This is a genomic window from Flavobacterium luteolum, from assembly GCF_027111275.1.
In the GTDB taxonomy this organism is placed as follows: Bacteria; Bacteroidota; Bacteroidia; order Flavobacteriales; family Flavobacteriaceae; genus Flavobacterium; species Flavobacterium luteolum.
On the sequence record NZ_CP114286.1, the window covers coordinates 3,670,334 to 3,685,010 of the forward strand.

Annotated in this window: 17 protein-coding genes; all 17 read right to left on the minus strand. The window is 31.5% G+C overall.

Annotation, left to right across the window (positions count from 1 at the left end):
• Positions 1 to 13: 13 nt before the first annotated feature.
• Positions 14 to 2,005, minus strand: coding sequence for an excinuclease ABC subunit UvrB (gene uvrB, locus OZP10_RS15620; RefSeq protein ID WP_281631710.1), 1,992 nt, complete (start codon positions 2,003 to 2,005; stop codon positions 14 to 16).
• Positions 2,006 to 2,052: 47 nt separating this feature from the next.
• Entirely contained in the window at positions 2,053 to 2,994 is a 942-nt protein-coding gene (locus OZP10_RS15625) for an alpha/beta fold hydrolase (RefSeq protein ID WP_281631711.1), read from the minus strand.
• A gap of 85 nt (positions 2,995 to 3,079) precedes the next feature.
• Positions 3,080 to 3,316 carry a uroporphyrinogen decarboxylase gene (locus OZP10_RS15630; RefSeq protein WP_111365373.1) on the minus strand — a complete coding sequence of 79 codons (237 nt, stop codon included), beginning with the start codon at positions 3,314 to 3,316 and terminating at the stop codon, positions 3,080 to 3,082.
• Between the two features lie 96 nt (positions 3,317 to 3,412).
• On the minus strand, positions 3,413 to 3,715 hold the full coding sequence (locus tag OZP10_RS15635; protein ID WP_281631712.1) for a type II toxin-antitoxin system RelE/ParE family toxin: 303 nt from the start codon (positions 3,713 to 3,715) through the stop codon (positions 3,413 to 3,415).
• Complete coding sequence (locus tag OZP10_RS15640; protein ID WP_177210480.1) at positions 3,700 to 3,927, minus strand: hypothetical protein; 228 nt, start codon at positions 3,925 to 3,927, stop codon at positions 3,700 to 3,702. The genes OZP10_RS15635 and OZP10_RS15640 overlap by 16 nt, the downstream gene beginning before the upstream one ends.
• Positions 3,928 to 3,984: 57 nt before the next feature.
• Positions 3,985 to 4,935 carry a 23S rRNA (adenine(1618)-N(6))-methyltransferase RlmF gene (gene rlmF, locus OZP10_RS15645; RefSeq protein ID WP_281631713.1) on the minus strand — a complete coding sequence of 317 codons (951 nt, stop codon included), beginning with the start codon at positions 4,933 to 4,935 and terminating at the stop codon, positions 3,985 to 3,987.
• A 121-nt stretch (positions 4,936 to 5,056) separates the two neighbouring features.
• Positions 5,057 to 5,944 carry a hypothetical protein gene (locus OZP10_RS15650; RefSeq protein ID WP_281631714.1) on the minus strand — a complete coding sequence of 296 codons (888 nt, stop codon included), beginning with the start codon at positions 5,942 to 5,944 and terminating at the stop codon, positions 5,057 to 5,059.
• A gap of 187 nt (positions 5,945 to 6,131) precedes the next feature.
• A complete protein-coding gene (locus OZP10_RS15655; protein ID WP_281631715.1) occupies positions 6,132 to 6,656 on the minus strand; it encodes a hypothetical protein in 525 nt (174 codons plus the stop codon).
• 184 nt (positions 6,657 to 6,840) lie between these two features.
• The gene (locus OZP10_RS15660; protein WP_281631716.1) at positions 6,841 to 7,761 is read right to left on the minus strand and encodes a DUF6438 domain-containing protein; all 921 of its coding nucleotides are present in this window, start codon (positions 7,759 to 7,761) and stop codon (positions 6,841 to 6,843) included.
• A 178-nt stretch (positions 7,762 to 7,939) separates the two neighbouring features.
• The gene (locus OZP10_RS15665) at positions 7,940 to 8,416 is read right to left on the minus strand and encodes a GNAT family N-acetyltransferase (protein ID WP_281631717.1); all 477 of its coding nucleotides are present in this window, start codon (positions 8,414 to 8,416) and stop codon (positions 7,940 to 7,942) included.
• A 188-nt stretch (positions 8,417 to 8,604) separates the two neighbouring features.
• Complete coding sequence (locus tag OZP10_RS15670; RefSeq protein WP_281631718.1) at positions 8,605 to 9,111, minus strand: hypothetical protein; 507 nt, start codon at positions 9,109 to 9,111, stop codon at positions 8,605 to 8,607.
• A 620-nt stretch (positions 9,112 to 9,731) separates the two neighbouring features.
• The gene (locus tag OZP10_RS15675; RefSeq protein ID WP_281631719.1) at positions 9,732 to 10,400 is read right to left on the minus strand and encodes a hypothetical protein; all 669 of its coding nucleotides are present in this window, start codon (positions 10,398 to 10,400) and stop codon (positions 9,732 to 9,734) included.
• 158 nt (positions 10,401 to 10,558) lie between these two features.
• The gene (locus OZP10_RS15680; protein ID WP_281631720.1) at positions 10,559 to 11,101 is read right to left on the minus strand and encodes an STM3941 family protein; all 543 of its coding nucleotides are present in this window, start codon (positions 11,099 to 11,101) and stop codon (positions 10,559 to 10,561) included.
• 180 nt (positions 11,102 to 11,281) lie between these two features.
• On the minus strand, positions 11,282 to 12,151 hold the full coding sequence (locus OZP10_RS15685; protein ID WP_281631721.1) for a hypothetical protein: 870 nt from the start codon (positions 12,149 to 12,151) through the stop codon (positions 11,282 to 11,284).
• A 182-nt stretch (positions 12,152 to 12,333) separates the two neighbouring features.
• On the minus strand, positions 12,334 to 12,951 hold the full coding sequence (locus OZP10_RS15690; protein WP_281631722.1) for a hypothetical protein: 618 nt from the start codon (positions 12,949 to 12,951) through the stop codon (positions 12,334 to 12,336).
• A gap of 156 nt (positions 12,952 to 13,107) precedes the next feature.
• Complete coding sequence (locus tag OZP10_RS15695) at positions 13,108 to 13,818, minus strand: hypothetical protein (protein WP_281631723.1); 711 nt, start codon at positions 13,816 to 13,818, stop codon at positions 13,108 to 13,110.
• Between the two features lie 165 nt (positions 13,819 to 13,983).
• Positions 13,984 to 14,655, minus strand: coding sequence for a S1 family peptidase (locus tag OZP10_RS15700; protein WP_281631724.1), 672 nt, complete (start codon positions 14,653 to 14,655; stop codon positions 13,984 to 13,986).
• Positions 14,656 to 14,677: the final 22 nt, after the last annotated feature.

Consider the following 14,677-nt stretch of genomic DNA (forward strand, 5'->3'; position numbering starts at 1 on the left):
TTATATTTTTTATTTATGGTAATTGCTCTTGTAGTTTTTTAATTTCGTCACGAAGTTTAGCCGCTTGCAAGAAGTCTAATTCTTTAGCTGCTTTTTCCATCGTTTTGCGTTTTTCACGAATCATTTTTTCTAATTCAGCTTTAGATAGATAAGCTGTTTCTGGTTCAGCTGCAACAGGAATCGGATGTCCTAATTCATATTCAACCAAAGGATTTTTAGTGAAAGCACTTTCGATTTTTTTGTTTAAAGCTTGAGGAACAATATTATTTTCTACGTTGAAATTAATTTGTTTTGTTCTTCTGTAATTGGTTTCATCGATTGTTTTCTGCATACTTGCCGTAATTTTATCAGCATACATAATGGCTTTACCATTTAAGTTTCTCGCCGCACGTCCGATGGTTTGTGTTAATGAACGATAATTTCTCAAGAAACCTTCTTTATCAGCATCTAAAATAGCAACAAGCGAAACTTCTGGCAAGTCTAAACCTTCACGAAGTAAGTTAACTCCAATTAAGACATCAAAAAGACCTTTTCGTAAATCCTGCATAATTTCGATACGCTCTAAAGTATCTACTTCAGAATGTATGTATCGGCATCGAATGTTCATTTTAGTTAAATATTTAGCCAATTCTTCGGCCATTCTTTTGGTCAAAGTTGTCACAAGAACCCTTTCATCCAATTCACAGCGAACTTGGATTTCCTCAATCAAATCATCAATCTGATTTAAGCTTGGGCGCACTTCAATAACAGGATCTAATAATCCTGTAGGGCGAATAATCTGTTCGACGTAAATACCATCCGATTTTTGTAGTTCATAATCAGCTGGTGTTGCAGAAACATATATGACCTGATTTTGCAAGGCTTCAAACTCTTCAAATTTCAGAGGTCTGTTGTCCATTGCGGCAGGCAATCTAAAACCGTATTCTACAAGGTTTTCTTTGCGGCTTCGGTCGCCTCCATACATTGCATGAACTTGAGAAACGGTTACGTGACTTTCATCAATAATCATTAAATAATCGCTCGGAAAATAATCTAATAAACAGAAAGGTCGCGTTCCTGCTTCACGTCCGTCAAGGTAGCGTGAGTAATTTTCAATTCCAGAGCAATAACCCAATTCGCGAATCATTTCCAGATCAAAATTGGTTCTTTCTTCCAAACGTTTCGCTTCCAGATGTTTTCCGATTTCTTTAAAATAATCAACCTGTTTCACCAAATCTTGCTGGATCTGCCAAATTGCGCCTTGTAAAACTTCTGGAGAAGTCACAAACATGTTGGCAGGATAAATGGTTAATCTTTGAAATTTCTCTATAACCTGAGATGTTTTTGCATCAAAAGATTCAATCTCTTCAATTTCGTCTCCAAAGAAATGAATTCGATACGCATCGTCTGCATAACTTGGATAGACTTCAACTGTATCTCCTTTAATTCTGAAAGTTCCAGGATTAAAATCGGCTTCTGTTCTAGCGTATAAACTCTGAACTAAACTGTGTAATAATTTAGTTCTTGAAATAACCTGATCTCGTTTAATTTCAATAACGTTTTTCTGAAATTCAACTGGGTTTCCAATACCATACAAACAAGAAACTGAAGCTACAACCAAAACATCGCGGCGACCAGAAAGAAGGGAAGAAGTAGTGCTCAAACGCATCTTTTCCAACTCTTCATTGATTGATAAATCTTTTTCAATGAAAACTCCAGTTACAGGCATAAAAGCTTCTGGCTGATAATAGTCGTAGTACGAAACGAAATATTCAACAGCATTATTTGGGAAAAATTGTTTGAACTCAGAGTATAATTGAGCGGCCAAAGTTTTATTGTGTGCCAGAACCAAAGTAGGTCTTTGCACTTCCTGAATTACGTTGGCAACGGTAAACGTTTTTCCCGAACCCGTAACTCCTAATAAAGTTTGGTATTTATCTCCGTCGACCACGCCCTGTGCCAATTTTTGTATGGCTTGAGGCTGATCTCCTTTTGGACTATATTCTGAGGAAACTTGAAATTTCATTTGAGTATACTGAAAATTTGGTTTTGTAAAGATACGAAGTTTGAATTCTAATCTAAAAAATTAATGATCGCATCATTTACCGCTTTTGGCTGATCTATGGTTAAAAAATGTCCTGCATCTTTTACCGTTTTTGTTTTACAATTGACAAGATGTTTTTTTGCACGATCTAAACTTTCTTCGGAATTAATAACGTCTTTATCTCCGATTAAAACTAAAACCGGATTTTGAATAGATTCTAATTCTTTATCTGAAAAAGGCATCATTTTAAGCATGCTGGAATTTGATTTCGCATATTTATTAGCCAAATAGAATTGTCTTTTATAAATTACGCTAATGTTTTCTGGATGAGTTGAAAAAGTGTTTAATGTTTTACTGAATTTCTTTTCGCTTGGAAAAAGTTTTAGCATTAATGCTGAAGTCGTTTTTCGAGGTTTATCAAGAAATTTGAAAGTCTGAGCTGGACTTAATAAAACAATTTTATCAATCGAATTTGATTTTTGAGTGGCTAATAATGTTGTAATCCAGCCGCCTCGTGAAGCGCCAATGATATCAAATTTCTTTAATTTGTAATAGCTGAAAACTTCATTGTAAAAAACAACAATATTATCGGACGAAAGTGGTTTTACAGTTAAGTTGGATTTATTGGGTTCCATTATAAAATCGATGGCGTAAATGCGATGATTTTTGGCCAAAGTTTTAATGTTAGGATACCACATGGTCGAACTGGCATCCATCCCGTGAAGTAAAACAAGATCTTTTCCGTTTTTTGGTCCAGCTATAATTACATGTGCGGTTCCAAAACTAGTTTTTACATCTTCTTCGGTATACGGAATATTCCAAAGTTTTAAAGCTTTATCATAAGCGGTTTGATATTTTACCTCTTCAGTTCTAGTTTTAAAAACATAATCGTCAAATTTTGCCTTTTTGGACGAAGAACAGCTTGTGACTAAAAAGAGCATAACTGCCAATCGGAAATATAGTTTCAACATAGTAATAAAATTCAATTTTCAGCTTAAAGTTACGAGTAGAGCTAGCGAAAAGTGTATCAGAATTTTATTTTAAAATATCATAATTTTAAGATTTATCGTTTTTGGAAGTCAGATAATAAATCTGTACAAACGCCAAAATAGCGTTGGGAATTATTACGGGCCAAAGCCATTGGTTAAAATCTCTATAGTCGTTTAAAAAGATGCCATAAATGACAAAACAGATACAGCCAAACATATTAATAAATCGGATTGCTCGGAGATTTTTCAGCAAAAAACCTCCAACAATAAATACAGATGCGAGATAACCAATATATTCTGCCATAATCTTGATTTTAAATAGTTTACAATAAATGTAGCAAAAGCTAATTATAAAATCAAGGTTTTGTTTTGGAAATGAGTTATTTAAGTAGAAAAAAGATTATAGTTTTTTTGGATTACGACTTGTGTGACGAATTCTCAAAATATGAATCTCATTGAAAGTTATTTTATAAGATATTCGATAACTATAAATTTCATATGCGCGATAACTTCCATTGTTTGGAATTTTCATTTCATCCAATTCGTAAATTTCCCAATTTGTTTTTAAAATTGTTACAGAATTATAAATAGTATCAATTACTTTGTTTGGGATATTTTTACTTTTAGATTCTTTAAATATATGAAAGTATATTTTTTCAAGCTGAATTTTAGCGGCTTTAGACCAAATTATTTCTTTTTCCATTGTTCAATTTGATCCTTCATTTCATTATGAGAATAGAAATTACCACTTTGAATATCTTCTTCAGCAACTTTTAAATCTTCATTATATCTTTCAGAATAATTGACAGGAGTTTTACGACTATCTAAAATTGTTTTTAAAGCAGATAAAAACTGATCGTCATCAATTTTTTCAATTTCAGAAATTAAAATATTTTTAAGTTCAAGAGTGTTCATAATTACTTAATTTTATCGAAGTTACAAAACAAAATCATACGATTGGTTTTGAAAACCTTAAAATTTCCAAGAGTTGTGCTCAGTGTCATTTAGGAAACTCCAAGCTACAATTCGGCTATTTTTTTGCCCTTGCGACATTTCGATTGTTTTGACAGAAACGGCGTTTACTTTTTTCAAGATTTTGTAAATCGATGAAAGATTTTCTTTTTTAGAAACTAGAGTAGTAAACCACAAAACTTGCGATGGATATTTAGCGCTTTCGTAAATCATTTGCGTGATAAATCCGATTTCGCCACCGTTGCACCACAATTCTGCATTTTGTCCGCCAAAATTTAAAACTGGATTTGTATTTCTTTTTTCTTTCGGATTTAAATTAGAAACTTTTCTAGAAGTGCTTTTATGAGCTTCTTCGGCAGATGCATGAAAAGGCGGATTGCACATCGTGAATGTAAAACGATCTTCGGGCGTGATAATATTTTTAAAAATGAATCGAGGTTCAGTTTGCTGCTGCAAGCTGATAGAATCAATTAATTCGGGATTGGTTTCAATAATTTTAGCGCAATTTTCAATTGATTTTTTGTCAATATCTGTTCCAACAAAACTCCAATTGTAAATTGAGTTTCCTAATATCGGATAGATTAAATTCGAACCTGTACCGATATCTAATCCTAAAACAGTGCTGGTTTCTGGAATTTGATTATTATTGCTTTCGGCCAATAAATCGGCTATATAATGAATATAATCGGCACGTCCTGGAATTGGCGGGCAAAGATAATCTTTAGGAATATCCCAGTTTTGAATGTTGTAATACGTTTTAAGTAAAGCTTTGTTTAATGTTTTTACTGCAAGCGGATTACTGAAATCAATGGTTTCTATTCCGTGTTTATTAATGGAAACAAAAGCTTTTAATTCGGGACAATTTGAAATGAGAAGTTCAAAATCATATCGGTTTCGATGAAGATTTCTTGGATGTAAATTGTCTTTTTGGGAATTGTTTTCTGCTTTCATTTTTTTTTGATTTCGATGCAAAGATAGGCATTCCTTTTTTGGAAATGATTTTAGGAAATTCCCATTAGTCCTATTGCCCAAATCTGTTGTAGTAGCTATTGGCGGTAGTTTTTTTTTGATGCTATATTCTTTTTTTCAATGTAATCTCAGTACTTGGTGTTTTTATAAGTTCTTTTAAAGTATCAATTTCATAATCGAAGAGTTTGTCGATTCTTTTTTCTAGCAAAAACGTAAAAAAAGTTTCTATATCCTTCCTATCTTCTTTAAATTTATTTAGAAATTTTAATCCAATTGTAGTTTCATTTTCATTTCCTAAATAAAAATAAGTTGAACAATCAGTTTCTCTTTTACGATTCGTTTTCTTTTTTAATCTTTCTATTACATTGTCTACGGCTTCAATTCCAGAATATAGACAAACTCCTTCCATAGCAGTATCTTTAATTTTTCCATTAGTTAATTCATTAATAAATAATTCCGATTCGCGTTCATCTGCAAGACGAATAATTGTTATTAATGAAGAGGTAGCAACATCATTGCTTTTATGATTAATTTTCTTTACTAGATGAGGAATTGATTTTCTGGTGCCAGAAGTATGTAAGCAAGTATTTACTCTTTTATAAATCCAGTCACTATGATTGCTTTCTAAAATATTAATTAGGGCATTTTCGATTTCAGAATTTTTCGAATTATGCAATAATTCTATGATAGATTCTACAATATTACTTTTTTTATATTTCTGTAAAATTAAGAGTAAAGATTTTACTTCAGTATTTTCGTTTTTTGTCTGTTTTCGTATCAAGCTATGAATTATGCTTTTTACATTCTCATTTTTTTCAGTTATGTACTTTTGAATTAAAAAATTTGTTATTTCATTTAATTCAAATTTCTCACCTATTTCGCTAAGTTTTATATAAGTTTCGATTAATTCAATTTCCTCAACTGAAGAGTTAATGCTATTTTTTAAAACATCAATTTTGGTTATTATATCTTGATTAAATGAATTTGTCATAGTTTTTGAATCAAAATTACTATCAACGCTCTAGTACTAGAGCTGGTTTTGGACTAAATTAAGGCTATTCGTCGGATTTGTGACACGAGCGATAGTGATCAGGCGAAGCAAATCTTCCCAAATATAAAAACATTATCCCATTAAGTCAATTGCCCAAATTTGTTATAGTTGCTGTTAGCAGTAGTACTTAATTTACCCATGCGAAAAAGCCTGAATAATATTTCCACTCGTCATTGATTTTTATGTATGTAGCAAGCATTCCACTTTCATTACCTTCAGAGTAAAATATGCAAAGTGTATTATTTCTTAAAAATACAGGTTTCGAAAAACTATAAATTCCATAATATTTTTCACTTTTTTCACTAGCAATAAATTCAGAATTCTCAAGTTTTCCCTTTGCCCAACCTGTTTTATTGTTGTCTTCAATTTCTTTATATACATAATCCATCTCTTTACTTGTGAATAGTATACTATTTGGCATTTCATCAATATTTTTTGCAAATCTTGTATCCCGAATTTGAAGAGTGGTTGCTTTTAAAGCATCTTTTATATATTCTAAATGGGAAGGTGGTATGTTTTCGGTATAGGTGATTTTATCTATTTTTTCTTTTTTAAAAAAGGCAATGACAAAATTTTCAGCTTCTGATTTTTCCTGTGCTTGCATAATAAAGCAAATAAGGAGAGAAGTAATTATAATCTTTATTTTACTCATTTCTACTTTGTATTAAGGCAAAAGCTTAGGTGCTACATTAGATTTGAGACTAAATTAAGCCCATTCTTCAGATTTGCCACCCGAGCGATAGTGAACAGATGAAGCAAATCATTCCAAATATAAAAACATTTTCCTGTTAAGGTAATTGCCCAAATGCGCTGTAGTAGCTGTTACCGGCAGTATTTTATTTCCATTCAGTTTCTGTTGCTAATTTGGTTAGTTTTGAATACAGAGCACTTAATCCATAAGTACCACTTAACCCGTAATCCTTTATTTTCTTAATTGATCCATCTTCAAAAGTTATGTCAAGAGTTGCTGTTGAAGCATCAGTATAATTAACTTCGTAGTAATCTTTTAATTTCTTAATTTCTATATAATTTAATAAGTCAAATATTTCGGCAACATTTTTTGGGTCAAATTGCTTTATTGATTTTCCTCTAAACTTAGTAAATTCTATACCATCAAACTCAGCTAGACCATTTTTATTAATTGTAAGTTTAAAAACTGGACAGGTTCCAAAGCAATAATCCGTTTTAACTTCTATAGATTTAATTTTATTATCAATGATGACTTTGTCGTTAAGTTCAATAAAAGAATTAAACTTATATGTTAAAGTATCTATCTTGATATATTTCTCAATGTTATCATCAAAATCAAAAGGTAAATTTACTTTTCGAATTTGTAATTCATTTTTATCTTTAACTTTAATTGGTTTCACATATTCGCAAATAGAAAAATCTATAATAAATCTAGTTAGTTTAAAATTATTACTGCCTTGATCAATTATAGCATATTGTGAATATCCATAGTAATGCGGAATGAAAAGCAAATCAGTTAGTCCATCGTTGTTAATGTCTACTTTTTTCCAATTATTTATGTCAGATTGATTGAAAATCTTCTGACATTTTAAATTTGTATAAATACTGTCTGTTGAAACGATTCTAAAATTTCCATAATCAAAATCTTTCCATACTTTCTTAACAAATTCAGGAGCTACAGTTTTGATAAAATCCTCAACGTCTTTATCTGTTTTGAGTTCATCTATTTTATTTCCAAACGCTACGTTTGAAAAAATAATTACGAATATTAGAGTTAGTTTTTTCATATTATTGGTAACATCCTACTACTACAGTGGCTTTGAGACTAAATTAAGGCTATTATCGGTTTTGCCACCTGAGCTATAGTGAACAGGGGAAGCAAATCATTCCAGATACAAAACCATCTTTCCATTAAGCATATTGCCCAAATCTGTTGTACTAATGTTAGTTACAGACTTTATTGGTTTATTTTTGCCATTTTATTTTTACTGCTGAAATTTTATCAAGTTCAAGTCTTACATCTCTTAAAATTCTAAAACCACATTTCTCATAAAATTTCAATGGCGAAATATATTCTTGTCCATTTTTTTTCTTGTCATTGTTATGGTCTATTACCCAGCCATTTAATACTAATTCAGTATTTTTAATTTTGTCTAGCATTTTTCGTCCTAATCCATTTCCTTTTATTTTTTCTGATAAAATGATAGCAAACCACTTCTCATTATCTCTGTCAAATGTCAAAGCCCACCCCAAAATTAAGCCTATGTCACTTGTCAACAAAAAATGCTTAAGGTTACTTAAGTTTTGCAGATAATTGTCAAATTCAGTCAAACTATTGTATGAAAGTTTTTCAGGATATTCGCTATTCCATAAGTCAAGCACTTGCTTTTTTGCTTGTTCGTTTAGTTCAGTTGTCTGTATAATTTCAATATTCTCTGTCATTTGTCGTTTTGAGTTCTTCGCTTAAGTTTGAGACTAACGTTCTGACACTACAGCGTGTTTGGGACTAAATTAAGTCCATTCTTCGGATTTGCCACTGAACAGGCGAAACAAATCATCCCAAATATAAAACCATCTTTCCATTAAGCCAATTCCCCAAATCCGTTGTAGTAGCTGTTGTGAGCTGTTTTTTAATTTAGACTTTGTTTCTTTTCAAAAATTGTAAGTAAAGAATTTTTGCTGTTAAAGATTATTTTGTTTCCATCGATTTTTCCTTTTCGTACATTTCTGATATAGTAATTAGTTGCACCACCTGTTGACGGATAAAACTGCTCGAGTTGTATGATATTCTCTTTTATTTTATATTTTCCACCGTAATAAATAGAATTTTTATTTCGATGAACATTTTTATCTATACCAATTAGCATAAACTTCTTAAAAAAGCCATCGTTATGGAATTTTAAAATTTGAGGATTTTCTTTTTCTCCATTATTATAATATCGTCCTTCAAAAATTTGAACATAGTATGCGGATGTATCTATTTTTTTTAAGTCAGTTTCAGTTGGCATATCTAAAAAAGTGTATTTGACTTTTTCTTTCAGAACAGGTTCTCCATATTCGTTTTTGGGTATTCTGATGTATCCACAACTCATTAACGAGAAAAGACAAATTATAAATAAAACTTTTTTTGAAAACATCTTATTAATTTTTAGCACATTTTTGATCAAAATAGCATACAACGTTCTCGCGCTACACGCGGTTTGGGACTAAAGTAACGTTAATTTTCGGATTAGCCAAATTCTCACAAATACAAAACCATTTTCAAATTAAGCCAATTGCCCAAATCGCTTGTAGCGTATGTTAGGAGAGGTTGCGACACGGACGAGAAGCACGAACGATTTGCCGTTCCGATTTTCGATTCCAATTTTAGCAAGTTTTCCGCCTTCTAATTTTCCGTCCAATTAGTTTCAGCATTTGAATTTCAAACTTCTGTTAAATTTCAAAAAAAGAGACAAAAAAAATCCGCTTTCGGTTGTCCAAAAAGCGGTTTACGTTTTGTTTGTCCGCAACATTTTTTGCGCTCAATTTTGGTCAGCTTGCTTTAGATGTTTTTAGTTTTTTCCGTTTCTAAAATCCTTATTAAATTCATCTGTTGTTCGTCCACGGAGCAATCTCTCCTAACGTTCTGGCACTACAGCGGGTTTGGGACTAAATTAAGCCCATTCTTCGGATTTGCCAAATCATCCAAATACAAAACCATCTTTCCATTAAGCCTATTACCCAAATCCGTTGTAGAAGCTGTTGGCAGAGGTTTTTTTTACCGGTTAAGAACTATTTTTATGTTGCTTAATTTTCCTAATTCTTCTTCATCACGTTTTAAATATTTCGTAAGAATTAGATTTTTTTTTGTGAATTCAAACTTCCATATTTCTTTGTTAATTTCAATAGTTCTATAATCATACCACCAACAAGTTCCAAACCTTGGATTAACTGAAAATGTTTTTAAACTATCTAAATTTTTTATTTTACCATCTTCCGTAAATTCTATGTTTCTATTTCCAAATTTGTAATTTCCTGTAATTAGACTTCTATTCAAGTATTTTACAAATTCTTCTCTATTTATGCCGTTTTCGTCAACTATTTTATCGCAATTTTTTAGTTTAATAAATTTTTGCGTTGTAAAACTATCAGGTCCAAACCCTATTTGAGTTGTTCGTAATATTATCGAATCATTAATTTTTGACTTTTTTTCAGATTCAAAATTACGCTTTGAAATATGTCCCCAAGTATTTACAGTTCCATAGCTTATTATTTTATCTTTAGTGACTTTTACAAGAAAGTAATCAATATATCTATTTTCGAAATTATCTTTATCTAAATAAGATTTAAGACAATATATTCCTTCGTCAAACTTATCTTTTTGGTTATTCTGACAACTTGAAATTATTATTAAGATTAATATTAGAGTTACTTTTTTTATCTTCATATATGAGGTTTTTTTCGGTTTTTAAAATCTCTGCCAACGTTCTGGTACTACAGCGGGTTTGGGATTAAATTAATCCCATTCTTCGGATTTGCCAAATCATCCCAAATACAAAACCAACTTTCCATTAAGCCTATTGCCCAAATCCGTTGTAGTAGCTGTTAGTGGTTCGGCTTTTCTTTATAAAGCTCATAATTTTGAATAATTAATTTTTCGAGCCTTTTGCGATTATATTTTAATCCTGCCAACCCAATCGTTAAGGGGGTTCCGTATAATTTTGTATTTAAATTTAGAAGCACTTTTTTAAATCTATTTGAGCGGTCAATATATTTTTCAGGATTATGGATATTTACTATTAACATTTTTGTCGATTTTATTTTTTCGACCCGAATTGATTCAATGTCTTTCCATAATATCAATCCAACACTTACGGCACTAGAATTGTCATAAATTCCATTTTCATCCAGTATCAACCCTGGCTTTTTGTCAAATAATTTTATTGGAATATAAATCCAAGCTGAGCTACAAAAAACAAGCATTAATAATCCTATTGCTTTAATAAACTCAACACTTCTAAATCTAGGCGAAATAAATCGTTCGGGGTATTGAAATTGATAATAACTGCCTACGATAAAAATAGATGCCCCAATCAGCATTAAAATAAGTTTAAGTTTGCTGGATGGAATTTCAATTTTATGCATCATAATTTTTCGTTTTTCTTTTTTAAGCTGACCACTAACGTTCGTCCCGCTACTACAGCGGGTTTGGGACTAAATTAAGCCCATTCTTCGGATTTGCCAAATCATACAAATACAAAACCATCTTTCCATTAAGCCAATTACCCAAATCCGTTGTAGTAGCTGTTATAGGGCGTTTTTTTATGCTCAGAATATTTTCCACCATTTCTTTTTTTTCGCCACTTGAGCGATTGTTAGTTTATTTTTAGGAAGAGAATTATTTTTTTCATGCTCGATCTGCATATTTACAGCTTCTATAATTAAATGCCAGCCTCCTGAAAATGTTGGATGAAAAGGATATTTTTTGGAACTATATTCTTTGCTATCGTATGGGATTTCTATTTGTGTTTTTCCGATAAGTTCAAATGAAGGATGGTCATTTTTGGGCAAAGGAGGAAAGTACCATGTAATTTTGGGTTGGTCATTCCAATTTTTAAAGTTGCAAATTAAGACGTTGGCATTTTCAAAATCTTTTATTGTTGGCTTTGAAGATTGATTCATGGTAGTCGAAGCGATTAAATTAAGTCCATATTTTGGATCTGTATTGGTCGATAACACTAAAGCACCTCCGTAATTACCATTTATTAGTTTGAAGCAAATACAGTCACCTGTTTCATAAAGAGGTTTAATATATTTTTGCCTTTTTCTACCTTTAGCTTTAGGTTTTTCAGTTTTTAGTTTTTCAAGAAATTTTTCAAGGATAACTTTTCTTTTTTTGATATCGTTCTCATCTGCATCAAGTTCTTTCCAGTTTTGTAGGTCCTTACCGGTTACAATAATATCTTCTACAGTTGAAAAAACGTTATTTTCAAGAGATTTTGTCTCCCATTGAGCTAAAGCTAAAGCAAACCAAAAATCATTACCACTTTCGGACTCAGTTATTAGTTCTTGGTTTTCGGCAAGCAGTTTTTTAGAAATATTTTGTGGGCTTTCACCTTCGTTGTAAAGTTCAAAGAATTCGCCATAAATGTCTGCGAATGTATCATTGTCTTTTATTGCGGTTCCCCAAGTTCCCATATCTATTGTTGTTGATTCTTTTTCAAAATGCCCTATAACGTTCTGGCACTACAGCGGGTTTGGGACTAAATTAAGGCCTATTTTCGGATTTGCCAAATCATCCAAATACAAAACTATTTTTCCCTTAAGCCAATTGCCCAAATCCGTTGTAGTGGCTGTTATAGCCAGTTTTTTGATATAGATTATTTGTAAAACTCACCACTTGTAATCACTTGGAACTCGGGCATAATGTAGCACAGCACAATGATGGTAGTTATAAAAATTACAATTGCAATGATATCAAAGGGAATAGCGTGTGACTCATTGTTAAACCTATAATGTGGCCTTTTTTTGAAAAACTGAACGATAATACAAAGTGGAATCATTGGGATAAATAAATAACCCAAAAAAAAGATACTTAATCCACGATTAGTTTCGGCTTTCGTATAGTTAAGATAGTCAACACCATTTTTTACTAATGAATGAATTTCATTAGTAGTTCTTGCTATTTCTAATGTGTCTCCTGGATTAATTTTTAGAAAATCTTCGTATTTCAAAAAGTTATAGTCAATTCCAGTAATTCGAAATTCTTGACTATAATCTTTAAAATTTAGTTTTACGAAATATTCAGTCCCACTTTTTCCGTGACGTTCTTCCTCAAAGCTTGGTTTCGAATCGAGAATAACTGTCTCTTTAATAAATTCCTCTTGTGAAGTGTCGATTTTATTTCCGGGCCATATTAGCAAGGCAAAGACAATAATCGATGAAGCGATTAGACCAGCTCTGAATTGTTTTTTAGTTTCTAACCATTCATTATACATTGTTGTAAAGCATTTTGTTTCTAAAATTGGCTATAACGTCTTGGCACTACAGCGGGTTTGGGGTTAAATTAGCCCTATTTTCGGATTTGCCAAATCGTCCCAAATACAAAACCATCTTTCCATTAAGCCCAATGCCCAAATCCGTTGTAGTGGCTGTTATGCGCTGCCACTTCTTCTTTTTTTAATTTCTTCCAAATATTTTTTTCTAACAGCTATAACCAATGACGCGTGTTCTTTTACATAATCAAAATATCCAACATAAATATTTTCGTTTTCTTCAGGTACTAAATCTTGTTTTTCAGGATTAGTAATTCCAAGTCGGAATGGTTGAACAGTATAATTTAATATATCTTCGTGTCCTGAAACTTGCCTATTAAATAGCTCTTTCAAATAGCCAAGAATTCCCATTGTTGGAGTAGTCCAATCATCTTCGTCTATATTTACATAAATATCATACTCATTATCATCGAATACTTTTCCATATTGAAAATTGAACAATCCTTTAAAGTTTTTTTTATGGTAATCTTCAATAGTTATTTCATTTAGAGTTATTCCACTTATTTTTCCGAATTTGTCAAGGCTAAAAGATTCTTTTTCAGGGTCTTTTCTTAAAAGTGAACGTTTAGCTTTATTTGCAATTTGATTATTTTCTTTGCGTTTTGCTATAGCTCCAATCATATTTCTAAAATCTTCATCAGTTGGACTATATTCATTATTACATTTTAAACAAGCATAAACTGTTATTCTGTTTGTTTTGTATTTATCATCGTAACCTTCGAATAGATTTTTTGCGGGTATATGCTCTTTAGTAATTTCTTTCTCTTCAATTAGATTTCCACAATTGTAGCAAACTTGTTTTTCTTTCATATTAGTTTCTGTTACTAAACGGTTGCGCATAACGTCCCCGCGCTACATGCAGGCTGGGATTAAGAAAGCCTAAACTTTCGGTTAAAAATTATTTTCCAAATACAAAACCATCTTTAAATTTAGCCAAATGCCCAGCTTGCTTGTAGCGTGTGTTGTGCGCAGATTTTATATGTCTGCACCGATTGGGTTATTGTAGATTAATTCAAGTGCTGCTTCGATTCCATATGAAATAATAATTCCTGTATTTGTTTTTATTTGAATATCAATATCTTGGTTTTGATGCATAGCATTTGTAATTTCAAAACGATAACCAGAAATTATTCCTGCAAGTTTAAACGTTTGTGTCTGCTGATGAAAGTAAACAACAGGTCCACCAGAAAATCCTGGATTATTTAATCCATCTAAAAATAAAATTTTTTGCGGGTTTTCAAGTAAAAAGTTTGAAAGTATACCTTTCTTAATAAAAGGGATAGGAAAATCAGAGTTTAAATTAGCTATATCAGACTGCAGTCCGTATGGGAATCCTAAAAAATATAAATCTTGACCATGATAAATATCGTTAGAACTCACCTCTAAAGTTTCACCTCTAACTTTTCCCGTTGGTACTGCAAACACTGAAATGTCTGAATGTTGTGAATGTCCGATAATAATTACTTTGTGATTATTCCATGTTTTTTGGTAATTAATTTCAATCGTATCTCCCGTAACAACTCCTTCAATGACGTGTCGAGCAGTGATGTAGTATTGTTTATTGTCAACATCAAGAACAAATGCAGTTCCTGTTGAGCCATTTCTTCTAATATGAATTGTTCGAAATATTATGCTTGTTGGTATCATAATTTTGGTTTTTAGGTAAATT